Here is a 22,061-nt window from a genome sequence, read left to right as displayed (position 1 = left end):
CCGTCAGGCCAGGCGCGTGATCTGCACGTCGACGAACATCGACGAGGTGCACCCGCCGCTGTAGATCCCCGCCAGCGGCCGCACGTCGCGGTAGTCGCGGCCGGCGGCGATGGAGACGTGCCGGTTGCCCACGGGCTCGTCGGTCGTCGGGTCGAAGCCTCGCCAGCCGGCGTCCCACCACTCGACCCAGGCGTGCGACTCGCCGGCAACGGTCACGCCGACGAGCGGCTCCGCGGTCGGGTGCAGGTAGCCGGAGACGTAGCGGGCCGGGATGCCGATGGCGCGCAGCGCCCCGATCACCAGGTGCACGAGGTCCTGGCACACGCCCGCGCGCTGCTCCCAGGCAGCGGCCGCAGTGGTGAGGACGTCGGTCGAGCCCGGCTCGTAGGCCATCGCGTCGTGGACGAGGGCGCAGATCTCCCGGGCCGCGGCGCCCGGGCGGGTGGACCGCGCGGCGATCCCGCGGGAGGCCTCCAGCAGGTCTTCCGGACACGCGACGAGGTCGTCGGTGGCGAGGTACTCGCAGTGCAGGTCGGCCACCTCGTCGGAGGTGAGCTCGGCCCAGGCCAGGGCGGGCGGCGAGGCGACCGGGCGGTTGGTGTGCACCGTGGCCACGGAGGTGACCCGCAGCGTGTCGTGGGGCTCGGTGATCTCGAAGGCCGCCACCTCGGCGCCGAAGTAGTCCCGGTAGCCGTAGGTCCAGGGCGTGGGGGAGATGTCCAGCCGGCTGTGGACGACGATCTGCTCGGCCGACGTCGTCGGCGTCAGGCGTGCCTCGTTGTACGACGCCTTCGCGCCGCCGGCGTACTGGTAGCCGGTCGTGTGGACGATCCGCAGCTGCATCAGACCCGACCTCCATGCCACTCGGTGGCCTCGGACCCGGCGAAGTACCGCCGGGCGATCGCATCGGTCGCGGCTGCGCAGGTCTGCTGCAGCCGCTCCATCTCGTTGGGCAGGTCCGCGAGGACGTCGCTCAGCGAGCGGTACTCGAGGTCGGCCCGGGTGCGGCCGATGAGCCGCTGGGCGTCGTTCTGGAAGCCGGCGCGTGATCCCCCGGAGTCGAGGTTCTGCAGGCACTGCTCGGCGCGGGAGAGCGCGTAGACCACCGAGCGCGGGAAGACCCGGTCCAGGAGCAGGAACTCCGCCGCCTCGCGGTCGGCCTCCAGGCCGCCGTAGGTCCGCAGGAACGCCTCGTAGCCACCGCAGGCGCGGAGCGTCGAGGTCCAGGCGGTCGACGACCCGGATGCGGCCAGGGCTGCCGTCGCCACCAGCCGCGCGGTCATGTCGGCCCGCTCGATGGAGCGGCCCAGGACGAGGAACTGCCAGCCCTCGTCACGGGTCATCGTCGCGTCGGCCGTGCCGTTGATCAGCGCCGCCCGGTCGCGTACCCAGCCGAAGACAGCCGGCGGCCGCAACGTGGTGAACCGGCCCGACGGGATCGTCCGCCACGTGGTGTTGATCGCCTCCCACAGCGGCTCCGAGAGCGTCTCGCGGGCCCGGCGTGCGGACTCGCGCGACGCTGCGAGCACCGAGGCGATCGAGGCGGGGGAGTCCAGGTCGTAGGCGAGGAGGTCGAGGACCTCCCGCGAGGTCAGCCGGGGGCCGAGCTCGGCCTCCACGCCCATGATCGAGAGCAGCGTGCGGCAGGTGAGGTCCTCGTCGACGGTGGCGTCCTCCAGCATGAGCTGGAGCTGGACGTCGAGGATGCGTGCGGTGTCCTCGGCGCGCTCGACGTACCGTCCGATCCAGAACAGGGACTCCGCGATCCGGCTCAGCATGCGTCGTCCTCCTCTGCTGCCGTGGTGGGCGGGCCTGCCTGTTCCTGCTGCTCCGGTTGCTGCGTCGCCGTCAGGCGAGGGCCTGTGCTCTGCGGGGACGGCTTCTCCGGGACGTCCGGCCGCGCGGGCAGCACCTCGACGTCGACCGGTCCGCCGGAGATCACCCAGGTGTCCTTCGACCCTCCGCCGCGCGAGGAGTTGACGATGAGCTCGCCCTCGGCGAGCGCCACCCGGGTCAGGCCACCGGGCAGCACCCACACGTTGTCGCCGTCATTGACCGCGAACGGCCGCAGGTCCACGTGGCGCGGCGCCATCTGCCCGTTGGCGTACGTCGGCACGGTGGAGAGCTGCACGACGGGCTGGGCGATCCACGAGCGCGGGTCCTCGGTCACCTTCACGCGGAGCTCGTCGAGCTCCTCGGGGGTGGCGTGGGGGCCGATGACGATGCCCTTGCCGCCCGAGCCGTCGACCGGCTTGAGCACGAGCTCGCCGAGCCGGTCCAGGACCTCCTCGAGGTGGTCCGGCTCGCCGCAGCGCCAGGTGTCGACGTTGCGGAGCACCGGCTCCTCGCCGAGGTAGTAGCGGATCAGGTCCGGCATGTAGGTGTAGACCAGCTTGTCGTCGGCGACGCCGTTGCCGATCGCGTTGGCGAGCGTCACGTTGCCGGCGCGGGCCGCGTTGACCAGGCCGGGGCAGCCGAGCAGCGAGTCGCCGCGGAAGTGCACCGGGTCGAGGAACTCGTCGTCGACCCGGCGGTAGATCACGTGCACCTGGGCCAGGCCCTGCGTCGTGCGCATCATGACGCGTCCGCGCCGGCAGACCAGGTCGCGTCCCTCGACCAGCTCGACGCCCATGCGACGGGCCAGCAGGGCGTGCTCGAAGTAGGCGCCGTTGAAGACACCCGGCGTGAGCACGACGACACGCGGGTCGCTCACGCCGGCAGGCGCCGCGGCACGCAGGGCGGCGAGCAGTCGCTGGGGGTAGGCCGCCACCGACCGCACCCGGTGGTGGCTGAACGTCTCGGGCAGCGCGCCGGAGATGGCGCGCCGGTTGGTGAGCACGTAGGAGACACCGGACGGCACGCGCACGTTGTCCTCGAGCACCCGGAACTCGCCGTTCGCGTCGCGGATCAGGTCGATGCCCGACACGTGCACGCGTACGCCGTTCGGCGGGGCGACGCTCGCAGCGGCCCGGTGGTAGTGGCTCGAGGTCGTGATGACCGCACGCGGGATGACCCCGTCGTCGAAGACCCGGCCGGCGTCGTAGACGTCGGCGAGGAAGAGCTCGAGCGCCTTCACGCGCTGCTGGACGCCGACGTCGACGGAGGCCCAGGCATCGGCCTCGATGACGCGCGGCAGGATGTCGAGCGGGAACGCCCGCTCCTCGCCGCCGATGTCGAACGTGACACCCTGGTCGAGGTAGCTGGCTGCGAGCGCGTCGACGCGCGACTTCAGCTCCGTGGCGGAGAGCGCCTCGAACGCGTCGTGGAGCATCGCGTAGGGCTGCCGCGACTGGCTCGTCTCGTCGAACATCTCGTCGTAGGCGAGCCCTGGCGTGTAGGCGTCGAACGGTCCCTGCATGCGCAGCAACGTAGGGAGGTGGGGTTTCCGTCATGTTGCGGACACATGACCGCGGGGTCGTCGTTGCACGAAACCGATTGCGTCACGGGAACAGCACGGCCCGAACGTGCGTTGAGGCGGCATGTCCGAGCAGTTCGAGATCACCGCCCCCGCCCTCGTCTTCCCCTTGCAGGAGGCGCCCGAGCGGGCGTACGCCACGGCGTACGACCTGCTGGTCCGGCGTGAGCCTGCCAAGGCGCTCGAGCTGGTCGACAAGGCGCTCGCGGACGAGCCGGAGAACCGGGGCCTGCGCAGCCTGCGTGCCTGGGCCTACCTGATGCGCGCCCAGCTGCAGAAGGCCGAGGCCGAGCTCCGCACGCTGGTCGAGGAGGTCCCCGACGACGCCTGGGCGCGTCACGCGCTGGGCCGCTCCCTCGAGCGCCAGAGCCGGTACGCCGATGCCCTGCCGCACCTGCGGCTGGCCGGCGCGATGACCGGCGATCCGGAGCACGAGGCCGCGGTGCTGCGCGTCGAGCGGCACCTGATGGGCCTCTGACGGCTCAGGGCCTGAACACCACCGGCACGGAGGACTGGGTGAAGTCCCAGATCTCCTGTGCCGTCCGCGCGGTCACGCGCAGGCAGCCGTGGGACTCCTTGAGGTTGGTGCCCAGCAGCCAGTCGGCATGGATCTGCGTGCCGTCGGACTTCCGCACCGGCACGCGGTGGAAGCCCACACCGCAGAGGCCGGTGCGGATCCTGCTGTAGTGGTCGAGGCGGAGGGTGCCGGAGTAGTCGGTGTTGTGCAGCACGTGGGCCGGTCGCCCGCACGCCGCACCGCTCGGGTAGGTCCCGGTGCCGAAGACCGACGGGTTGTCGATCACGCCGCCCTGCCAGCGCACGGTGCCATCGGCGCGGACCAGCCAGACGTAGTTCTGGGTCCGCGAGACGACGATCCGGCGGCCGCTTCCGGAGCCGGCCGGTACCGGCCTCCGGTCGCACCGCACCTTGGTGGCGGCGCCCAGCCGGCGCCAGGTCGCGGTGTCGAGCGACGCCGTCTGCGCGAGCGCGTTCGCGGCCTGGAACTTGATCACCGCCGCCTTGCTGCGGGTGCCGAAGACACCGTCCGCGACGCCCGCGTCGCAGCCGAGGTCGTTGAGCAGCCGCTGTGCCGAGGCGACGGTCTGAGCGGCCGTCGCCGGGGGAGCGGCGCTGACCATGCCGGCCACGGCGAGCGAGGTGGTCACGAGGGCGACGAGGGTGGAGCCGAGGTGCGACATGGGTGCCTCCGGGATGTGCGGTCATCCATGAGACGCGCCAGGCCCCCGGGAGGTTGCACTCCGCAGGCAAGCCGCCGGCGCCGGGCCGGCGTACGGGCGATCAGGGGTTGGTGAGGACCTCGGCGCCGTCGGGCGTGACCAGCAGGGTGTGCTCGAACTGCGCGCTCCGCTTGAGGTCCTTGGTGACGACCGTCCAGTTGTCGGGCCACATCGTGTACTCGTGGGTGCCGAGGTTGAGCATGGGCTCGATGGTGAAGGTCATCCCGACCTGGATCAGGTCGTCGTAGTGCGACTGGTCGTAGTGGGGGATGATCAGGCCGCTGTGGAACGACGTGCCGATGCCGTGGCCGGTGAAGTCCCGCACCACGCCGTAGCCGAAGCGCTTGGCATAGGACTCGATGACCCGGCCGATCACGCTGATGTTGCGGCCCGGCTTCACGGCCTTGATCGCGCGGTCGAGAGACTCCTTCGTCCGCTCCACGAGCAGTCGCGACTCCTCGTCCACCTCGCCGGCCAGGTACGTCGCGTTGGTGTCGCCGTGCACGCCGTCGAGGTACGCCGTGATGTCGATGTTGACGATGTCGCCGTCCTCGACAACCCGGCTGTCCGGGATGCCGTGGCAGATGACCTCGTTGACGCTCGAGCAGAGGGACTTCGGGAAGCCGCGGTAGCCCAGGGTCGACGGGTAGGCGCCGTGGTCGCAGAGGAACTCGTGGCCGATCCGGTCCAGCTCGTCCGTGGTGATGCCCGGCGTGACGGCGGCACCGACGAGCTCGCGCGCCTGCGCGGCGAGCCTGCCTGCGATGCGCATCTTCTCGATCGTCTCGGCGTCCTTGACCTCGGATCCGGTGAACTTCGCCGGTGCCGGCTTGTCGACGTACTCCGGTCGCGGGATGGAGGCGGGCACGGGGCGGCGCGGGGAGACCACGCCGGGGGCGACAGGAGCAGCGACAGGCATGAGGGCGAGTGTAGTTTCAGAGACATGAGCGAGAGCGACCCGGAGTACTGGTTCTGCCTGAAGCACCACACCGTCGAGCCGACGGAGGGCTGCAAGGCCAACGACCGCCTCGGTCCCTACGCCACCGAGGCGGAGGCTGCCCGCGCCCTGGAGAAGGTCGCGGAGCGCAACGAGGCCTGGGACAACGACCCCGAGTGGAACGACCAGGATTGAGCGAGCCGCGCCGCGGCCAGCCGGTCGGGCCGGCCATCTCGCCCTGGCCCTTCGTCGGCATGGCCGGCATGGCCTGCACCTTCTTCCTGAACGCCGCCTCCGGCCTCCTCGTGCCCGCCTGGGCGGTCGTGGTGCTGCTGGCGCTCTGGCTGGGCCTCCTGCTCCTGGGTTTCCGGTGGTGGACGCCGCACCCGGGCCGTGTGCTCCTGCTGCCCGTCGTCTCGGTGGTGCTGTGGTTCGGTCTGGTGAACCTCGGGGCGGCTGTCTTCCACTGGACCGCCTGACGTTCAACCAAGGGGTTGACAATCTGACGTTCGCGGCGTTGACTGATTGACAACCAGACGGTTGATCGAGGAGTCGAGATGACGGACCAGCTCTCCCGGGCCTTTGCCGCCCTGGCCGACCCGACGCGGCGCGACCTCGTGGCGCGCCTGGCCGCGGATGGCGATGCCACACCGGGCGAGCTCGGGGAGCCGTATGCGATGAGCCTGCAGGCGATCTCGAAGCACCTGAAGGTGCTCGAGGAGGCCGGCCTTGTCACGCGCTCCGTCGCGGGTCGGCGCAGGCCGGTCCACCTCGAGCCGGGCGTCTTCGACCTGATGACGAAGTGGATCGAGCGCTACCGGCGCGAGGTCGAGGAGCGCTATGCCCGCCTCGACGCCGTCCTGGGATCCCTGGAAGTCGACGAACGAGAGCGAGGAGTGTCATGACCACGGTGGTGCACCACGAGACCACGATCGACGCGCCCGAAGGGCTGCCGATCATCGAGATCGTCCGGGAGTTCGACGCCCCGCCGTCGGCGGTCTTCCGGGCGCATGCCGACCCTGAGCTGTTCGCGCGCTGGAACGGCCCCCGCAGTGTCGAGGCCCGCATCGACGACTGGTCGTGCGAGACCGGCGGACGGTGGCGCTATGCCGCGGTGCGCGGGGGCGAGGAGGTGGCGGAGTTCTTCGGCTCCTTCCACGAGGTGCGGCCGGGGGAGCGGATCGTCCAGACGTTCACGTACGCCGGCTTCCCCGATGCGGTGTCGCTGGAGATCCTCACGCTCGAGCCGCTGGACGGCGGCAGGTGCCGCCTGCGTGCGGTGTCGGTCGGCGACAGTGTCGAGGCGCGCGACCGGATGATCGCCGCGGGCATGTCCTCCGGCGTGATCGAGGGCTACGAGCAGCTCGACGAGTTCCTCGCTGCGGCGGAGTGAAGCAGGACGCTTCAGATCTGACATGTGAAGGTAATATCTTCACATGAGCACGTCGGAGCGCCCCCTCGCCACCCTCATCGGGGACGTCGTCGCGTCGCGCACGGCAGCCAGTCGGGCAGCACTGCACCAGCGCCTGCTCGACCTCCTCGAGGAGGTCAACGCGACCGGGCCGGCCGTGCCCCTGCGGATCACCGTCGGCGACGAGTTCCAGGGCTGCTTCGAGGACCTGGGCAGCGCCGTGCGAGCCGTGCGCATGCTGCGGCTCGGCGGGCTGCCGGAGGTGGACCTGCGCTTCGGCATCGGCTGGGGGCCGGTGACCGTCCTGCAGGCGGAGCCCCGGGTCGAGGACGGTCCCGGCTGGTGGGCGGCCCGGGCCGCGATCGAGCACGTCGCCGATGAGGCCGCCCGGGCCGGCACCCGCCGCCTCCGTACGAGCTACCGCAGGGCGGACGGGGTCGCCGGTCCCGATCCGGCGGCCGTCAATGCGGCCCTGCTCCTGCGTGACGAGGTGATCGGCGGCCTGTCGTCCCGGTCGCTGTCGGTGGTCCGTGGTCTGCTGGGCGGGCGCACGCAGGGCGAGATCGCCGAGGCGGAGCAGATCTCCGCCTCCGCCGTCTCCCAGCGTGTGCGCAAGGACGGGCTCGCGATGCTGGTCGCGGCCGAGGCGCTGCTCGAGGAGGTGCGATGACCTGGCTGGCACTCCTGCTGACGGGCGTGGCCGTGACGGACCTGACGCACTCAGTCGTCCAGCGCCACGTGGTGCCGCAGTGCGTCGGGGCCTTCGCCGCCGTGGTGCTCGCCCTCGTCGCCGGCCTGACGTCCGCCCGTGACATCGCCGCTCTGGTGCTCGTCGTCCTGGCCACCGTGGCCTGGGGTACGTCGGTCAGCCGCGGCTTCGCACGCGGCGGGCGGCCTTGGGTGCCGCTGGCCGTGCTCGGGGGAGCCGTCGCGGGTGCCGTCGTGCTGTCGCCCCTCGCAGCGGCTCCGGGCGCCGGCGGGCCGCTGGGGCGCTGGCTCGACACGGTGCCGTGGCCGCTGCTGCACGACGCCGCACCCGAGCGGGTGCTGCTCGTCGCGGCCCTCGCCCTCGTGCAGCTCTCGACCGGCAACGTGGTCGTCCGGCTCGTCCTGACCGCCACCGGCACCGTCCTGCCCGCACAGCACGGCACGGCCGGCGATCCCGAGACGCGCCTCAAGGGCGGTCGGCTCCTCGGTCCGATGGAGCGCCTCGTCATCCTCGGCCTGGGCCTCGCCGGTGAGCTCACCGCCGCCGGCATCGTGATCGCGGCCAAGGGCCTGCTGCGCTTCCCCGAGCTGCAGTCCAAGGGTGAGCAGGAGCGCATCCACCAGCTGACGGAGTACTTCCTGGTCGGCAGCTTCGTCAGCTGGCTGGTGCCGCTGACCTCGCTCCTGCTTCTCTCCTGACCCCGAGACGGGGCGTGTGCCGCGCCGAGACGGGGCGTGTGCCGCGCCTGTCTCGGCACGGGCCCCGTCTCGGCGTCAGGGGCAGGTCAGAAGGAGTGCTCGGCGTCGGGGAACGTGCCGGCCTTGACGTCGGCGGCGTACGCCTTCGCGCCGTCGAGCAGCACCGACCGGACGTCGGCGTACTGCTTGACGAACTTCGGCATGCGACCGGAGCGGATGCCGAATGCGTCGGTCCACACGAGCACCTGTCCGTCGCACCCGGCGCCGGCGCCGATGCCGATGGTGAGGATGTCGAGCTCCTTGGAGACCTGCTCCGCGACGTCGGCCGGCACCATCTCCATGACCACCGCGAAGGCGCCGGCCTCCTGGACGGCGTGCGCGTCGGCGAGCAGCTTCTCGGCACCCGCGCCGCGTCCCTGGATCCGGTAGCCGCCGAGGGTGTGCTCGCTCTGCGGGGTGAAGCCGATGTGGGCGATGACCGGCACGCCCCCCTGGACCAGCTTGCTGATGACGGGCGCCATCTCCGCGCCGCCCTCGAGCTTCACGCAGTGGGCGCCGCCCTCCTTCATGAAGCGGACCGCGGTCAGGTAGGCCTGCTCGGGGGAGGCCTGGTAGCTGCCGAAGGGCAGGTCGCCGACGACCATCGCGCGCTTGGCGGTCCTGGCGACGGCGCGCGTGAGGGGGAGCAGCTCGTCGACGGTGATCGGGAGCGAGGTCTCGTTGCCGAGGACGTTGTTGGAGGCGGAGTCGCCGACGAGCAGCAGCTCGATGCCGGCCTCGTCGAAGATCTCGGCGGTGTACATGTCGTACGCCGTCAGCATCGTCACCTTCTCGCCACGGGCCTTCATCTCCGCGAGGTGGTGCGTGCGGATCCGCTTGATCGCGGCGCTCGCCGGGGCACTGCCGGAGCCGTACGGCGCGGCAACCTCGGCTGAGGGGGACGGGGTCGACTGCTGCTCGCTCATCGCGATCTCCTTGGGTGGACTCGAGGCTCCCTGTCGGAGTCCCCGGACGCATCGGCAAGGCTAGTCCTGAGGTGGCCGCCGCGGGCATGTCTCGTCGGTCACGTCGCGAACCTCATCGCCAGCTGGTCAGCTCATAGGCCACCTGGCCGGCCAGCCACCGGGCGGCCAGCTCCGTGCCGCCCCTGGTGCGCCCGGGGACCGTGGGCGGCGCCTGCCCGGTGACGACGGTGCCCACGGCGGCTGCGGTCGGGCTGTCGGGGCGGAGGTAGCCGAGATGGATGTCGACGAGGCGAAGAGCCTGGTCGAGGTGGGGCGCCGCCGTGAGGCCGGTCGGGAGCCGTGTGGCCCCGAACCCCTCCTGGGCAGGATCGGCCCCCAGTGCGCCGGGGCCTCCGAGGCGGTCTGCGGAGCCGACCCACGTGACCGGGTCCAGGTCGTCGGAGGCGACCCAGACCGGCAGGTGCAGGTCGGTCGCCGCCATCGCCCCGGGCCCGGCCCCCGGGCTGCCGAGCAGCACCAGGCGGTCGGCGTCCATGCCGCGCCGGGCGGCGATCGCGGCCGTCGTGGAGCCGTAGCTGTGGCCCACGACGGTGATCTCCGCCGAGGTCTCGGCCCCGAGCCGGTCGACGAAGAGGGCCAGCTCGCCCGCTCCGGCGTCCGCCGCGGACGGCGTGAGTGTCCGCGCGAGGTCGTCCAGGTGGCGCGGGTCGAGCCGACCGTCGAGCCCGCCGCTCGGGGCGTCGTAGCCCAGCCAGGCGATGGCGGCGGTCGTCGTCGCTGGCCGTGCGCGCTCGGCGCTCTGGCCGACGGCGAGAGCGAGGGCCCCGACGTCCGCCATCGTGCTGGCGTCGTTGGTGATGCCGGGCACGACGACGGCGACCTCGTCTGCGGTGGTGGGGTCGCCGAAGGAGATCACGACCGCGCCGTCGCCGTGGAAGCGCTCCGGCTCGTAGTCGAGGAGGTACGTCGGGCCGTCGCCACCGGCGAGCGCCTCGCGGGTCGACCGCCCGGCTGCCGACGTGTCGAGGGCCAGGAGGCTGCGCCAGGCGGCGTCGAGGGCCTGCAGGGCGGAGGGGGCCGCAGGTTGGCGCAGGTCGTCGGCGAGCTGCTGGTCGGCACGCTCGCAGGCGGAGGCCCAGCGACGGATCGCGCCGGACAGCGCCGTGTGGTCGGCCTCGATCCCCTGCCGCAGCGCGGGAGCGGAGGGATCGGAGTCGGGGACCGGCTCCAGTCGGTCGCGGCGTTCGCTGAAGGAGGTCCGACGGGCCGCAAGGGCGGCCCAGGCGTGGCTGAGCGCGGTGACGACGGCCGCCCAGCGCGCCACCGCCGTGGCCTGCGCGAGCCCGCGAGCTGCGTGGCTCGTGAGGGTGTCGGACTCGCGCGCGGCGCGGGCCCGGGCAGCGACGGCCGCCGCGCCGCCCCAGTCGGGCGCGCGGGCGACGCTGCCGCGCACGTCGTCGGCGAGCCCGTGGGCTGCTGCGGCCGTCTCGATCCAGGCCCTCGCGGCGGCGGCCGCCGTCGCCGCGCCCGCGGGAGGGGGTGGCAGCAAGGGCGGCATCGGCAGTCCGGTCACGGCCTCACGCTGACGGTGCCGGCCGGGTGTCGCAACGGCTGCGGTGCGGGCTGTGGAGGGCTGCGGCGACGGTTCGCGCCGTGACGCTCGTCATGTGTCCAGAACGCCCGGAGATCTTGCAGGAAGGCATACCTAACCTCTACGGTCAGGCACACCTTACTTAGGCACCCCTAAGTCAATGCACGGCACGTTCCGAGGACCGATCGCGACCATGACCCACCCTGCGCCCGAGGCGCTGCACGAGCCGCTCACCATCACGGTCCCGCGCTGGACCGTGCTGGCCGGCCTCGCGTTGCTGATGGTCCTGGCCTGCCCCGCGCTCCTCGTCGTGTGCAGCCGGGCGCACCTCGAGCCGTGGGTGCACCACGTCGCGCTCTTCGCGCACCTCGCGTTCCTGGTGCTCGGGTTCGGGGCCGTGCTCTCGGTCGACTCCGTCGCCCTCCAGTGGATGGTCGGGCGACGTCAGCTCCGCGACGTGGTGGCCACCGCCGGCCACGTCCAGGCAGCGATCTGGGTCGGCTACACCGGTCTGGTCGCGAGCGGCCTCGTGCTCGAGCCGGACCTGACCCGGCTCGCGACACAGGTCAAGCTCGGCTCCGTGCTCGTGATCGGTCTGAACGGCCTGGTCGCGACCTGGCTCCACTGGCACCTCGAGGTCTCCTCGACGCGCCGCGTCCTCGTGGCGGGCATGGCCTGCGCCACCGTCTCGCAGGCGGCCTGGTGGACGGCCACCGTCGTCGGCTTCATCAACGCGCACTGACTGCGTGAACCCAGGCGCGGCCGAGCCGCGCACACCACCTCCTCGGAAGGCACCCGCATGACCCTCTCCCGTTCCGCCATCGCCGCCCTCGCGACGTCCGCCCTGGCGCCGTTCGCCCTCGCCGCATGTGGCAGCGACGACGCCGCGCCCTCGGCGACCGACGAGCACGGCGGCTACGTGCAGACCAACCTCGTCGCCAACTGGGCGGCCTACAAGCCGCAGGTCGTCGAGCCCGAGCTGAAGAACGCGTGGGGCATCTCGATGCGTCCGGCGGGTGCGGGTGGCCACTTCTGGATCACCGCCAACGGCTCCGGCACGTCCTTCGAGTACGTCGGCGACGTCAACGGCGAGAAGCTCCACCAGGACGGGCTGAAGGAGGTCACGGTGCCCGGCATCGGCGCGGACGCCGGAACGCCGACGGGCACGGTCTACAACGACCACGGCACGGGCTTCGTGATCACCCAGGACGTCGCGAAGGGCGACTCCTACACCGGACCTGCGAAGTTCTTCTTCGCCACCGACACCGGCAAGGTCGCCGCCTGGACCGAGCGCGACAACGGCGACGGCACCAAGACCCAGCCGACGGAGTCGCTGGTGAAGTTCGACCGCTCGCAGCAGGGTGCGTCGTACCTCGGCATGGCGATCTCGCCGGTGAACGACCGGCTCTACCTCGCGGACTTCGGCAAGCACCCGGGCGTCGTCGTCCTCGACGACACGTTCAAGCCGGTGCGCGACGGCGGGTTCGCCAACCCGTTCGGCACGGAGTACCAGCCCTTCAACGTGCAGACCATCGGCGACTCCGTCTTCGTGACGTACGCCGAGTGGGACGAGCCGGGCGAGGAGGAGGCGGGCCCCGGCGAGGGCCGCGTCGCCGAGTTCACGCCCCAGGGCGAGCTCGTGCGGGCGTGGGACGGCGGCCGCTACCTCAATGCTCCGTGGGGCATCGCCAAGGCTCCGGAGAAGGGCTTCGGCGAGTACTCCGGCGACCTCCTGGTCGGGAACTTCGGCGACGGCACGATCGCGGTGCTCGACGCGAAGACCCACAAGGCCGTGGACTTCCTCCGGCGCCCCGACGGCAACCGGGTGGAGATCGACGGCCTGTGGGGCCTCACCTTCGGCAACGGCGAGTCGCTGGGCGAGAAGGACGCGCTCTACTTCGCGGCCGGCCCCGGCCCGGAGGCCGACGGCATCTTCGGGCGGCTCACCGCGAACGACTGAGCAGGCTGTCCACCGCGGTCCCTAGACTCGCGACGTGGACAGTTCTGGGCAGGATTTCTACTCGTCGTACCAGCAGGGCTTCGCGCGGGTCGCGGCCGTGACCATCCCGGTCACGGTCGCGGACCCGGCTGCCAACGCAGCGGCCGTCCTGGAGCAGGCACGCGCGCTGCACGCCCAGGGCGTCGGCGTCGCGGTCTTCCCGGAGCTGTGCCTGACCGGCTACGCCGTCGACGACCTGTTCCTCCAGGACACGCTGCTGGAGGCGACCCTCGCCGCGATCGAGGAGATCCGCGAGGCCAGCGAGGACCTGCTGCCGGTGCTCGTCGTCGGTGCGCCGCTCCACAGCCTCAACCGCCTGTACAACTGCGCCGTGGTGATCCACCGTGGCGAGGTGCTCGGCGTCGTTCCGAAGGTGCACCTGCCCAACTACCGCGAGTTCTACGAGATGCGGCACTTCGCGCGGGGTGACGAGCAGTGCGGGGGCGGTGTCATCGAGCTCAACGGTGCCGAGGTGCCGTTCGGCTGGGACCTGGTGTTCTCCGCCGCCGACGTGCCCGACCTGCACCTCCACGTCGAGGTCTGTGAGGACATGTGGGTGCCGGTGCCCCCGAGTGCCGAGGCAGCCCTCGCCGGCGCGACAGTGCTCGCCAACCTGAGCGCGAGCCCCATCACCATCGGCCGAGCGGAGTCGCGGCGGCTGCTCGTGCAGAGCGCGAGCGCGCGGTGCAACGCGGCCTACCTGTACACGGCGGCCGGCCAGGGGGAGTCGACCACCGACCTCAGCTGGGACGGGCAGACCATGGTCTACGAGCTCGGCGACCTGCTCGGCGAGACCGAGCGCTTCCCGGACGGCGCGCGGGCGACCGTCGTCGACGTCGACCTGGTGAAGATCCGCCAGGAGCGGATCCGGCAGGGGTCCTTCGACGACAACAAGCGCTTCCAGGGCGTCGAGCCCGCCGCGTACACCCGGGTCGAGTTCACGCTCGGGCCGCCCGCGGGCGACATCGGCCTGCTCCGCAAGATCGACCGCTACCCGTTCGTGCCCGACGACGTCGCGCGCCTCGACCAGGACTGCTACGAGGCCTACAACATCCAGGTCTCGGGCCTGGAGAAGCGCCTGCAGGCGATCGGCCAGCCGAAGGTCGTCATCGGCGTCAGCGGCGGGCTCGACTCCACGCATGCCCTCCTCGTCGCGGCCAAGGCGATGGACCGGCTGGGTCGCCCACGCACCGACATCCACGCGATCACGATGCCGGGCTTCGCGACGGGCGCGACCTCGAAGTCGTACGCGACCCGCCTGGCGCAGGCGCTCGGCGTCACCTTCGAGGAGATCGACATCAAGCCGGCGGCACAGCAGATGCTCGAGGACCTCGGCCACCCGTACGCCGACGGGGAGAAGACCTACGACATCACCTTCGAGAACGTCCAGGCGGGCCTGCGCACGGACTACCTCTTCCGGCTCGCCAACCACCGCGGCGGCATCGTGCTCGGCACCGGTGACCTCTCCGAGCTGGCCCTGGGCTGGTGCACCTACGGCGTCGGCGACCAGATGTCGCACTACAACGTCAACGCCGGTGTGCCGAAGACGCTCATCCAGCACCTGATCCGCTGGGTGATCGCGCACGCCGACTTCGCGCCCGCCGCGAACGACGTGCTCGCCGAGATCGTGGCCGCCGAGATCACGCCCGAGCTGATCCCGACCGAGGAGGGCGTCAAGCCCCAGGCGACCGAGGACAGCACCGGGCCCTACGCCCTGCAGGACTTCACCCTGTTCCACGTCCTGCGCTACGGCATGAAGCCGAGCAGGATCGCCTTCCTGGCGTTGCACGCCTGGGCGAACGCCGAGGTGGGAGCGTGGCCGCCCGGGTTCGACGGTGCCGCTGGAGGAGCCGACCGTCGACAGTACGACCTCCCGGAGATCCGGCGCTGGCTCGAGGTCTTCGTGCGCAAGTTCTTCGCCAGCCAGTTCAAGCGGTCGGCGCTGCCGAACGGGCCGAAGGTGACGGCGGGCGGCACGATGAGTCCGCGCGGCGACTGGCGGATGCCGTCGGACGCGAGCCGTGCGGCCTGGCTCGCCGAGCTGGAGAACGTGCCGCGGTCGTAGGCGGTGTGTCGTCCGGCGTCGGACGAGGCGAGCCGCCGGTCCGGAGGCGGGGCAGGATCCGGACCGACGGCAGGTTCGCTACAGAAAGAGGCGGCGAGCCCGAGGCTCAGCCGTCGTGGTGGTGGTAGTGCGTCGACATGCGGGCCATCGCCACGGCGCAGAAGGCCAGGGCGAGCGAGCCGAATGCGAAGAGCGCCATGCCGTCCATCGCGAAGAAGTTGACCGCGAAGAGCACGAAGTAGAGCCCGACGAGGTCACCACCGATCCGCGGTGCGACCAGCACGAGGGCTGCGAGGACGATCTCGACGACGCCCAGCGTGTACAGCTCGGTGTCACCCGTGCCGGGGAGTGCGTCGTGCATCCAGGAGGCCATGAAGTCACCCCACGTGACGTTCATGAAGCCCGCGAACTTGTCGAGACCGTAGAGCAGCGGCAGGACGGTGAACGAGGCCCACATCGCCAGGTAGGCCTGGCGCGAGGCGTCCACGCTCGTGATCTTGGTGAGGTCGTGCATCTCGTCGCGCATGTCGGCGACCATGTCGTGCATGGCGTGGGTGAGTGCCATGGCCGTGTTCCTTTCGAGAGCTCCCCAGGTCTTGGGAAGGTTCATTTCGACGGTAGACCCGCCGGACTCCGGCGACAAGCATTTCCGCAGGTCAGGACAGGATTCGGCACCGCGGCCGGCGTCCCTCCGCCGGGGCAGGGGCGGCAGGCACTACGCTTCCCGTCATGGGCAAGCAGGAAGACTTCGTTCTCCGCGCTCTCGAAGAGCGCGACGTCCGGTTCGTGCGCCTCTGGTTCACCGACGTGCTGGGCTCGCTGAAGTCCGTCGCGGTGGCACCGGCCGAGCTCGAGGGAGCCTTCGAGGAGGGCATCGGGTTCGACGGCTCGGCCATCGAGGGCTTCGCCCGCGTGCACGAGTCCGACATGCTCGCCGTCCCGGACCCGTCGACCTTCCAGATCCTGCCCTGGCGTGGCCACGACGACGGTCGCGCGACGGCCCGGATGTTCTGCGACATCCAGATGCCCGACGGCTCGCCGTCGTACGCCGACCCGCGGCACGTGCTGAAGCGGACGCTGAGCCGGGCCGCGGAGAAGGGCTACACCTTCTACACGCACCCCGAGATCGAGTTCTACCTCTTCAAGGGCGAGTACCAGAAGGGCAAGCGCCCCACGCCGGTGGACCGCAGCGGGTACTTCGACCACACCGCGCAGTCCTTCGGCGCCGACTTCCGCCGCGAGGCGATCACGATGCTCGAGCAGATGGGCATCTCCGTGGAGTTCTCGCACCACGAGGGCGGTCCCGGTCAGCAGGAGATCGACCTGCGCTACGCCGACGCGCTGAGCACCGCTGACAACATCATGACCTTCCGCACCGTGATCCGTGAGGTGGCCCTGAGCCAGGGCGTCTGGGCGAGCTTCATGCCGAAGCCGTACAGCGAGCACCCGGGATCGGGCATGCACACGCACGTGTCGCTCTTCGACGGCGACCAGAACGCCTTCTACGAGCCCGGCTCGGAGTACCAGCTCTCGCAGACGGGGCGGGCCTTCATCGCCGGGATCCTGCACCACGCCGCGGAGATCACCAGCGTCACCAACCAGTGGGTCAACTCCTACAAGCGCCTGGTGAGCGGCGGCGAGGCGCCGTCGTACATCTGCTGGGGTCACAACAACCGCTCCGCCATGGTCCGGGTGCCGATGTACAAGCCCAACAAGGGCCAGTCGACCCGCATCGAGCTCCGCACCATCGACCCGGCGTGCAACCCGTACCTCGCCTTCGCGGTGATCCTGGCGGCAGGCCTGAAGGGCATCGAGGAGGGCTACGAGCTGCCGCGCGAGGCCGAGGACGACGTCTGGTCGCTGTCCGACCGCGAGCGCAAGGCCCTGGGCATCCAGCCGCTGCCGAAGAACCTCGCCGAGGCGATCGAGATCGCGGAGTCCTCCGAGCTCCTGGCGGACACGCTGGGCGAGCACGTCTACGACTTCTTCCTGCGCAACAAGCGCCAGGAGTGGGAGGACTGGCGCGCGCAGGTCACGCAGTACGAGCGTGACCAGATGCTGCCCATCCTGTGACGGCCAGCCTCTGAGCCTTCGTCCGCCTGGAGCGGCATGAGCCCCGGAGAGCGCCGGACCGACCGCAGCACGCTGCTGCGGCTCGGCTTCGTCGACGTCGAGGGGGCCACGGCCGGGCTCACCGCTCTCGGGCCGTACGCCGACGGCCTGCGCGAGGCGATCGGCCACACCGCCGATCCCGACGCAGCCCTCGCGGCGTTGCTCGCGCTCGCCGCGGTGACCGACCGCGACCGCCTCCTCGACACCCTCGCCCACGACGTCCTCACCGCGGACCGGCTGCTCGCCGTGCTCGGCGCGAGCCGGGCGCTGGCGGAGCACCTGCTGCGCGTACGTGAGGACTGGCAGGAGCTCGCCGACCCGCTGCTCGCCTGCACCCGGCCGCCGGCGTTCGTGCTCCGTGCCGAGCTGCTGGCAGCCGTGGGGGCCTCCCCGGACTCGTCGGCTCCCGTCGCGACGTTGCCGGACGGTGCTGCGGTCGACGCCCTGCGCTTGGGCTACCGCCGGCTGCTGCTGCGCCTCGCCGCCCGCGACCTGGCCCACGGGGCCGCGGTCGAGGACGTCGCCGCCGAGCTCTCCGACCTCGCCGCCGCCACGCTCGAGGCCGCCCTCGCCATCGCCCGCGCCCGGGTGGGCGCCGCTGCCGACGACGTGCGCCTGGCGATCATCGCGATGGGCAAGTGCGGTGGCCGCGAGCTCAACTACGTCAGCGATGTCGACGTCGTCTTCGTGCACGAGCCCGGGCGGGAGGCCGAGGACGCGAGCGCGGGGCGCACGGCTGCGGCCCTGGCCAGCCACGTCATCCGGATCTGCTCCGAGCAGACCGCCGCAGGCACGATCTGGCCGGTCGACGCCAACCTGCGGCCCGAGGGGTCGCAGGGACCGCTGAGCCGCACGCTGGCGAGCCATCGCGCCTACTACGAGCGCTGGGCGAAGACGTGGGAGTTCCAGGCGCTCCTCAAGGCCCGGCCGGTCGCCGGCGACGCTGCGCTGGGTGCGGCGTACCGGGAGATGGTGGAGCCGTTCATCTGGCAGGCCGTGACCCGCCCGTGGTTCGTCGAGGACGTCCAGGCGATGCGGCGCAGGGTCGTCGCCCACCTGCCCGCCCAGGAGGCGGAGCGCCAGCTCAAGCTGGGGTCGGGAGGTCTGCGGGACGTCGAGTTCGCGGTGCAGCTGCTGCAGCTCGTGCACGGCCGGGCCGACCCGGCGATCCGCGACGGCGGCACGTTGCCCGCGCTGGAGGCACTGACCAGCCGCGGCTACGTCGGCCGCAGCGACGGCCAGGCCCTCCAGGACTCCTGGCGCTTCCTCCGGCGGCTCGAGCACCGGATCCAGCTGCACCGTCTCCGGCGCACGCACGTGGTGCCCGACGACCCCGACGAGCTGCGGCGGATCGGACGCTCGCTCGGCCTCGGACGGGACGCCGGCACCGAGCTGGAGCGCCAGTGGCGGTCGAACCGCCGCGAGGTGCGCCGCCTGCACGAGAAGCTCTTCTACCGGCCGCTGCTGGGCGCGGCGTCCCGGCTGCCGGGTGACGGGGCGGTGCTCAGTGCCGAGGCGGCCCGCGCCCGGCTCGCGGCGCTCGGCTACGACGACCCCGCGGCCGCACTGCGCCACCTCGAGGCGCTGACATCGGGGCTGAGCCGTGCCGCCGCGATCCAGCGCACCCTGCTGCCGGTCATGCTCGAGTGGTTCGCCGACGCGCCCGACCCCGATGCGGGACTGCTCGGCTTCCGCCGGATCAGCGAGGCGCTGGGCACGACGACCTGGTACCTCCGGCTCCTCCGCGACGAGGGCGAGGTCGCGGAGCGGATGGCGCGCCTGCTGGCGACCTCGCGCTATGCCACCGACCTCCTGCACCGAGAGCCCCAGGGCGTGCGCGTGCTCGCCGAGGACCTGCACCCCCTCGGCGACGCCGCGATCCTGGCCGAGATGCGCAGCGTCGCGCGCCGCCAGCCCGACGCCGCAGCCGGTGTCCGCGCGATCCGTGCCGTGCGCCGCCGGGAGCTGTTGCGGATCGCTGCCGGGAGCCTCGTGGGGGACACCGACGTGGCCGAGGTCGGCGCCGGACTGTCCGGCCTGACCGACGCCACCCTGGAGGCTGCGCTCGAGGTCGTCATGGCCGACCTGTGCCGCCAGCGCGGGTTCGACGAGCCGCCGACGCACATGGCGCTCGTGGCCATGGGGCGCTACGGCGGAGCCGAGCTCTCGTTCGGCTCCGATGCCGACGTGATGTTCGTGCACGAGCCGTTGCCCGGTGTGGATGCGTCGCGTGCCGCGGCGTACGCACAGGGGGTGGCGCTCGAGCTGCGCCGGCTGCTGGGGCTTCCGGGGTCGGACCCCGCGCTCGACCTCGACGCCGACCTCCGGCCGGAGGGGCGGCAGGGCCCGCTGGTCCGCACCCTCGACTCGTACGCCGCCTACTACGCCTCGTGGTCGTCGACGTGGGAGGCGCAGGCCCTGCTGCGGGCGGAGGCGGTCGTGGGCGACGCCGACCTGCGTGCCCGGTTCACGGCGCTCGTCGACCCGCTCCGCTTCCCCGACGCCGGGCTCGACGAGGAGGCTGTCTTCGAGGTGCGACGCCTCAAGGCGCGCGTCGACGCCGAGCGGCTGCCGCGCGGTGCCGACCCGCACACCCACCTCAAGCTAGGCCGTGGGGGACTGGCCGACATCGAGTGGACGGTGCAGCTGCTGCAGATGCAGCACGCCGGGCGCCATCCCGAGCTGCGTACGCCGCGCACCCTGAAGGCGCTGCAGGCGGCGGAGTCGCTCGGGCTCCTCGACGCGGACGACGCCCAGGACCTGGTGCTCGCGTGGCGGCTCGTCAGCCGGGTGCGCGACGCCGTGACGCTGGTGCGGGGCCGCCCCGGTGACGCGGTACCGAGCGACGCACGGGAACGTGCGGCTGTCGCAGCGGTGCTCGGCTACGCGCCCGGGGAGGCGACCGAGATGCTCAACGACTACCTGCGCGCCACCCGGCGGGCCCGGGCGGTCGTGGACCGAGTGTTCTGGGGCTGACACCGGCACTTCACCCGGCCGTCTCCCGGCTGCCACGTGGGCTGCCTACCGTCGGCGGGCCGGCACGTGCGACACCTGCGACTGACCCCTGTATCGCACAACTGGTCTGCGGTACGGTGCCGCTGGCACCTGGCTCGGCGGGTACTTCTCCCCATCGACGCACGCAGGCCTGCCACCTAGTTTTCGGGGGAAGACCGGCTCGGGGCCGGTCCTGGCGAGGAAGGCGGCGGCGATGGCGTTCGTGGGCATGGACCCGGAGCGGATCAGGAAGGTCGCGGAGCAGCTCCGGCAGAACAGCCACCAGCTCACGATGGTCAACGAGACCGTCCAGCGCCTGATCACCCAGGCCACGCAGGCGTGGGAAGGTCAGGACACGCTCGACTTCTCCGACGCGTGGACGGGCCAGCACAAGCTGACGCTGCAGCAGTGCGCGCAGCAGCTCGAGCAGATGTCGAGCGACGCCGTCGAGCAGATCGCGCAGCAGGAGAAGGCGAGCGGCATCGTCCCGGGTGGGCCCGGCAGCGTGCTCCCTCCCGGTGCCGTGCCGCCAGGGAGCAACCCCTCCGGTCCGGGCGAGCCGGCCGATCCCGACGAGGACGACGACGAGCCGTACGAGGATCCGGACCAGGCCGACGACACGGTGCGCGAGGGCTTCAAGGGAAAGCACAAGGACGGTCAGTACGGCCACGACTTCGACAACGACGGCGACGACCCCCAGCACCGCGCCGACGACCGCACGCAGACCAAGGACGGCTACACGGAGAAGGGCAAGCCCGGTCTCGACGTGAAGCTGCACGAGGGCGAGGCGTCCGCGGAGATCGCGGGTGGCGAGGCCGAGGGCAGTGGCAAGGCGGGCGACGTCTCCTACGAGGGCAAGGCCGAGTACCACGTCGGCGAAGCCAAGGCTGACTACCACGCCGGGATCACCGAGGAGGGTCTCGCCGTCGGCGGCAGTGCCGGCGTCGTGGCGGTCGGGGCGAAGGCGTCCGGCAAGGCCCAGCTAGGCGTCGCCGAGGTCGGCGGCTCGGCCGAGGCGTCGGTCGAGGCCACGGTGTCGGGCGAGGCCTCCCTCGGCAAGGACGGCCTGCATGCGGGTGTCGACGCGTTCGCCGGCGCCCGGGCCCGCGCCGACATCAGCGCGTCGGTCGCCGGTGTGGGAGGCACCGGAGGTGTCGAGGGCTGGGCCGGTGCCGGCGTGGAGGCTGACGTCACGGTCGGCAAGGGCCCCGACGGGAAGTTCCACATCGGTGGCGAGTTCGGTGCCGCACTCGGGCTGGGCGGCAAGGTTGACTTCGACGTGACGGTCGACCCGGGTGCCGTCGTCGACGCCGTCAGCGACGCCGGCGATGCCGTGCTCGATGCCGGTGGCGATGCGATCGATGCCGTGGCCGACTCCAAGTACGCCCCCTGGAACTGGTGATCTGGATGGAGAACAAGGTGAACACGATTCCGGTGCCCCTCACGCTCGAGGAGCCGAGCAGGTACTGGCAGGCGGTGACGCCGGAGTCGGTGGGCGTGACGAGCGCGGAGTTCGTCGCCCTGCGCTGGGTGCCGGAGGGGGAGTACACCCCCACCCTCACGGTCGGTGGTGCGGTGCGTCCGGCCGACCTCCCGGCCGAGGCTCTCGCCGACGAGGCGCTCGAGGCGTTCCGTGCCGATGGCGTCACGGTCAGCGTCGTCGAGCGGAAGCCCTTCGGCGCCGAGGGCATCACCGGCCTGATGCAGCTGCTCGACTGCGTCCTTCCGGGCACGCCGGACCCGCTGAAGGCGATCCAGGTGATCATGTCCTTCGCGACGGACAAGCCCGACGAGCAGGCGATCGTCGTCCACACGGTCACCTGCACCGCCGAGCAGTTCCCCACCGTACGGCCCGAGTTCGCGTCGTACATCAGCGCGGTCCGGCTGGACCAGGAGCGCCTCCCGCAGGCGCCGGAAGGCGAGTGAG

Annotated in this window: 22 protein-coding genes; 14 read left to right on the top strand and 8 right to left on the bottom strand. The window is 71.8% G+C overall.

Going from position 1 to position 22,061, the window contains the following annotated elements; translation table 11 throughout:
- Window positions 1–3: 3 nt before the first annotated feature.
- From Q5722_RS01915 to Q5722_RS01905, 3 genes are read right to left on the bottom strand one after another with little or no spacing between them, the layout of a single operon-like run.
- On the bottom strand, window positions 4–843 hold the full coding sequence (locus Q5722_RS01915) for a transglutaminase family protein (protein ID WP_305026522.1): 840 nt from the start codon (window positions 841–843) through the stop codon (window positions 4–6).
- Window positions 843–1,778, bottom strand: coding sequence for an alpha-E domain-containing protein (locus Q5722_RS01910; protein ID WP_305026521.1), 936 nt, complete (start codon window positions 1,776–1,778; stop codon window positions 843–845). The genes Q5722_RS01915 and Q5722_RS01910 overlap by 1 nt, the downstream gene beginning before the upstream one ends.
- Window positions 1,772–3,358, bottom strand: coding sequence for a circularly permuted type 2 ATP-grasp protein (locus Q5722_RS01905; RefSeq protein WP_305026520.1), 1,587 nt, complete (start codon window positions 3,356–3,358; stop codon window positions 1,772–1,774). Before Q5722_RS01905 ends, Q5722_RS01910 begins: the two co-directional genes overlap by 7 nt.
- 121 nt (window positions 3,359–3,479) lie before the next feature.
- On the opposite strand from Q5722_RS01905, the gene Q5722_RS01900 reads away from it, so the two are divergent.
- Entirely contained in the window at window positions 3,480–3,893 is a 414-nt protein-coding gene (locus Q5722_RS01900; protein ID WP_305026519.1) for a tetratricopeptide repeat protein, read from the top strand.
- A 4-nt stretch (window positions 3,894–3,897) separates the two neighbouring features.
- On the opposite strand, the gene Q5722_RS01895 is transcribed toward Q5722_RS01900, so the two are convergent.
- Both Q5722_RS01895 and map read right to left on the bottom strand, forming a co-directional pair.
- Entirely contained in the window at window positions 3,898–4,614 is a 717-nt protein-coding gene (locus tag Q5722_RS01895) for a L,D-transpeptidase family protein (RefSeq protein WP_305026518.1), read from the bottom strand.
- Window positions 4,615–4,714: 100 nt separating this feature from the next.
- Window positions 4,715–5,572, bottom strand: coding sequence for a type I methionyl aminopeptidase (gene map / locus Q5722_RS01890; RefSeq protein ID WP_305026517.1), 858 nt, complete (start codon window positions 5,570–5,572; stop codon window positions 4,715–4,717).
- A 24-nt stretch (window positions 5,573–5,596) separates the two neighbouring features.
- On the opposite strand from map, the gene Q5722_RS01885 reads away from it, so the two are divergent.
- The 6 genes from Q5722_RS01885 to Q5722_RS01860 all read left to right on the top strand — a co-directional run bounded on the left by Q5722_RS01885 (window position 5,597) and on the right by Q5722_RS01860 (window position 8,408).
- The gene (locus Q5722_RS01885; RefSeq protein ID WP_305026516.1) at window positions 5,597–5,785 is read left to right on the top strand and encodes a hypothetical protein; all 189 of its coding nucleotides are present in this window, start codon (window positions 5,597–5,599) and stop codon (window positions 5,783–5,785) included.
- A complete protein-coding gene (locus tag Q5722_RS01880; protein ID WP_305026515.1) occupies window positions 5,782–6,069 on the top strand; it encodes a hypothetical protein in 288 nt (95 codons plus the stop codon). Before Q5722_RS01885 ends, Q5722_RS01880 begins: the two co-directional genes overlap by 4 nt.
- Before the next feature lie 78 nt (window positions 6,070–6,147).
- Window positions 6,148–6,495 carry an ArsR/SmtB family transcription factor gene (locus Q5722_RS01875; RefSeq protein ID WP_305026514.1) on the top strand — a complete coding sequence of 116 codons (348 nt, stop codon included), beginning with the start codon at window positions 6,148–6,150 and terminating at the stop codon, window positions 6,493–6,495.
- Window positions 6,492–6,983 carry an SRPBCC family protein gene (locus Q5722_RS01870; protein WP_305026513.1) on the top strand — a complete coding sequence of 164 codons (492 nt, stop codon included), beginning with the start codon at window positions 6,492–6,494 and terminating at the stop codon, window positions 6,981–6,983. Before Q5722_RS01875 ends, Q5722_RS01870 begins: the two co-directional genes overlap by 4 nt.
- A 43-nt stretch (window positions 6,984–7,026) precedes the next feature.
- The gene (locus Q5722_RS01865; protein WP_305026512.1) at window positions 7,027–7,671 is read left to right on the top strand and encodes a SatD family protein; all 645 of its coding nucleotides are present in this window, start codon (window positions 7,027–7,029) and stop codon (window positions 7,669–7,671) included.
- Window positions 7,668–8,408 carry a hypothetical protein gene (locus Q5722_RS01860; protein WP_305026511.1) on the top strand — a complete coding sequence of 247 codons (741 nt, stop codon included), beginning with the start codon at window positions 7,668–7,670 and terminating at the stop codon, window positions 8,406–8,408. The genes Q5722_RS01865 and Q5722_RS01860 overlap by 4 nt, the downstream gene beginning before the upstream one ends.
- Window positions 8,409–8,494: 86 nt before the next feature.
- Here Q5722_RS01860 and panB read toward each other — a convergent pair whose 3' ends face one another.
- Both panB and Q5722_RS01850 read right to left on the bottom strand, forming a co-directional pair.
- The gene (gene panB / locus Q5722_RS01855) at window positions 8,495–9,373 is read right to left on the bottom strand and encodes a 3-methyl-2-oxobutanoate hydroxymethyltransferase (RefSeq protein WP_305026510.1); all 879 of its coding nucleotides are present in this window, start codon (window positions 9,371–9,373) and stop codon (window positions 8,495–8,497) included.
- A gap of 112 nt (window positions 9,374–9,485) precedes the next feature.
- Window positions 9,486–10,946, bottom strand: a complete 1,461-nt coding sequence (locus tag Q5722_RS01850; RefSeq protein WP_305026509.1) for an alpha/beta hydrolase — start codon at window positions 10,944–10,946, stop codon at window positions 9,486–9,488.
- 211 nt (window positions 10,947–11,157) lie between these two features.
- Here Q5722_RS01850 and Q5722_RS01845 point away from each other — a divergent pair, with 211 nt between their 5' ends.
- The 3 genes from Q5722_RS01845 to Q5722_RS01835 are packed head-to-tail and all read left to right on the top strand — an operon-like array spanning window position 11,158 to window position 15,028.
- The gene (locus Q5722_RS01845) at window positions 11,158–11,706 is read left to right on the top strand and encodes a hypothetical protein (protein ID WP_305026508.1); all 549 of its coding nucleotides are present in this window, start codon (window positions 11,158–11,160) and stop codon (window positions 11,704–11,706) included.
- Between the two features lie 57 nt (window positions 11,707–11,763).
- Window positions 11,764–12,924, top strand: coding sequence for a TIGR03118 family protein (locus Q5722_RS01840; protein ID WP_305026507.1), 1,161 nt, complete (start codon window positions 11,764–11,766; stop codon window positions 12,922–12,924).
- A 34-nt stretch (window positions 12,925–12,958) separates the two neighbouring features.
- Window positions 12,959–15,028 (top strand): NAD(+) synthase, encoded by a 2,070-nt coding sequence (locus Q5722_RS01835; protein ID WP_305026506.1) that lies wholly within the window; start codon window positions 12,959–12,961, stop codon window positions 15,026–15,028.
- A 106-nt stretch (window positions 15,029–15,134) separates the two neighbouring features.
- On the opposite strand, the gene Q5722_RS01830 is transcribed toward Q5722_RS01835, so the two are convergent.
- Window positions 15,135–15,593, bottom strand: a complete 459-nt coding sequence (locus tag Q5722_RS01830) for a hypothetical protein (protein ID WP_305026505.1) — start codon at window positions 15,591–15,593, stop codon at window positions 15,135–15,137.
- 164 nt (window positions 15,594–15,757) lie between these two features.
- On the opposite strand from Q5722_RS01830, the gene glnA reads away from it, so the two are divergent.
- From glnA to Q5722_RS01810, 4 genes are all read left to right on the top strand, one after another.
- Window positions 15,758–17,101, top strand: a complete 1,344-nt coding sequence (gene glnA / locus Q5722_RS01825) for a type I glutamate--ammonia ligase (protein ID WP_305026504.1) — start codon at window positions 15,758–15,760, stop codon at window positions 17,099–17,101.
- Window positions 17,102–17,137: 36 nt separating this feature from the next.
- Window positions 17,138–20,116 carry a bifunctional [glutamine synthetase] adenylyltransferase/[glutamine synthetase]-adenylyl-L-tyrosine phosphorylase gene (locus Q5722_RS01820; protein ID WP_305026503.1) on the top strand — a complete coding sequence of 993 codons (2,979 nt, stop codon included), beginning with the start codon at window positions 17,138–17,140 and terminating at the stop codon, window positions 20,114–20,116.
- 232 nt (window positions 20,117–20,348) lie between these two features.
- Window positions 20,349–21,536, top strand: coding sequence for a WXG100 family type VII secretion target (locus Q5722_RS01815; protein WP_305026502.1), 1,188 nt, complete (start codon window positions 20,349–20,351; stop codon window positions 21,534–21,536).
- Window positions 21,537–21,553: 17 nt separating this feature from the next.
- On the top strand, window positions 21,554–22,060 hold the full coding sequence (locus Q5722_RS01810) for a hypothetical protein (RefSeq protein WP_305026501.1): 507 nt from the start codon (window positions 21,554–21,556) through the stop codon (window positions 22,058–22,060).
- Window position 22,061: the final 1 nt, after the last annotated feature.

Source organism: Nocardioides jiangxiensis, assembly GCF_030580915.1.
Lineage (GTDB): Bacteria > Actinomycetota > Actinomycetes > Propionibacteriales > Nocardioidaceae > Nocardioides > Nocardioides jiangxiensis.
The sequence above is the reverse complement of the archived record's forward strand: the minus strand, read 5'-3'. Positions and strand labels throughout refer to the sequence as shown.

Excerpts from the sequence above, each read along its gene's own strand:
- Q5722_RS01915 (WP_305026522.1), bottom strand. The coding sequence starts at position 843 with ATGCAGCTGCGGATCGTCCACACGACCGGCTACCAGTACGCCGGCGGC.
- Q5722_RS01895 (WP_305026518.1), bottom strand. The coding sequence starts at position 4,614 with ATGTCGCACCTCGGCTCCACCCTCGTCGCCCTCGTGACCACCTCGCTC.
- Q5722_RS01870 (WP_305026513.1), top strand. The coding sequence starts at position 6,492 with ATGACCACGGTGGTGCACCACGAGACCACGATCGACGCGCCCGAAGGG.
- Q5722_RS01910 (WP_305026521.1), bottom strand. The coding sequence starts at position 1,778 with ATGCTGAGCCGGATCGCGGAGTCCCTGTTCTGGATCGGACGGTACGTC.
- Q5722_RS01815 (WP_305026502.1), top strand. The coding sequence starts at position 20,349 with ATGGCGTTCGTGGGCATGGACCCGGAGCGGATCAGGAAGGTCGCGGAG.
- Q5722_RS01885 (WP_305026516.1), top strand. The coding sequence starts at position 5,597 with ATGAGCGAGAGCGACCCGGAGTACTGGTTCTGCCTGAAGCACCACACC.
- Q5722_RS01865 (WP_305026512.1), top strand. The coding sequence starts at position 7,027 with ATGAGCACGTCGGAGCGCCCCCTCGCCACCCTCATCGGGGACGTCGTC.
- Q5722_RS01905 (WP_305026520.1), bottom strand. The coding sequence starts at position 3,358 with ATGCAGGGACCGTTCGACGCCTACACGCCAGGGCTCGCCTACGACGAG.
- map (WP_305026517.1), bottom strand. The coding sequence starts at position 5,572 with ATGCCTGTCGCTGCTCCTGTCGCCCCCGGCGTGGTCTCCCCGCGCCGC.
- Q5722_RS01900 (WP_305026519.1), top strand. The coding sequence starts at position 3,480 with ATGTCCGAGCAGTTCGAGATCACCGCCCCCGCCCTCGTCTTCCCCTTG.
- Q5722_RS01860 (WP_305026511.1), top strand. The coding sequence starts at position 7,668 with ATGACCTGGCTGGCACTCCTGCTGACGGGCGTGGCCGTGACGGACCTG.
- glnA (WP_305026504.1), top strand. The coding sequence starts at position 15,758 with ATGGGCAAGCAGGAAGACTTCGTTCTCCGCGCTCTCGAAGAGCGCGAC.
- Q5722_RS01875 (WP_305026514.1), top strand. The coding sequence starts at position 6,148 with ATGACGGACCAGCTCTCCCGGGCCTTTGCCGCCCTGGCCGACCCGACG.
- Q5722_RS01845 (WP_305026508.1), top strand. The coding sequence starts at position 11,158 with ATGACCCACCCTGCGCCCGAGGCGCTGCACGAGCCGCTCACCATCACG.
- Q5722_RS01820 (WP_305026503.1), top strand. The coding sequence starts at position 17,138 with ATGAGCCCCGGAGAGCGCCGGACCGACCGCAGCACGCTGCTGCGGCTC.
- panB (WP_305026510.1), bottom strand. The coding sequence starts at position 9,373 with ATGAGCGAGCAGCAGTCGACCCCGTCCCCCTCAGCCGAGGTTGCCGCG.
- Q5722_RS01830 (WP_305026505.1), bottom strand. The coding sequence starts at position 15,593 with ATGGCACTCACCCACGCCATGCACGACATGGTCGCCGACATGCGCGAC.
- Q5722_RS01840 (WP_305026507.1), top strand. The coding sequence starts at position 11,764 with ATGACCCTCTCCCGTTCCGCCATCGCCGCCCTCGCGACGTCCGCCCTG.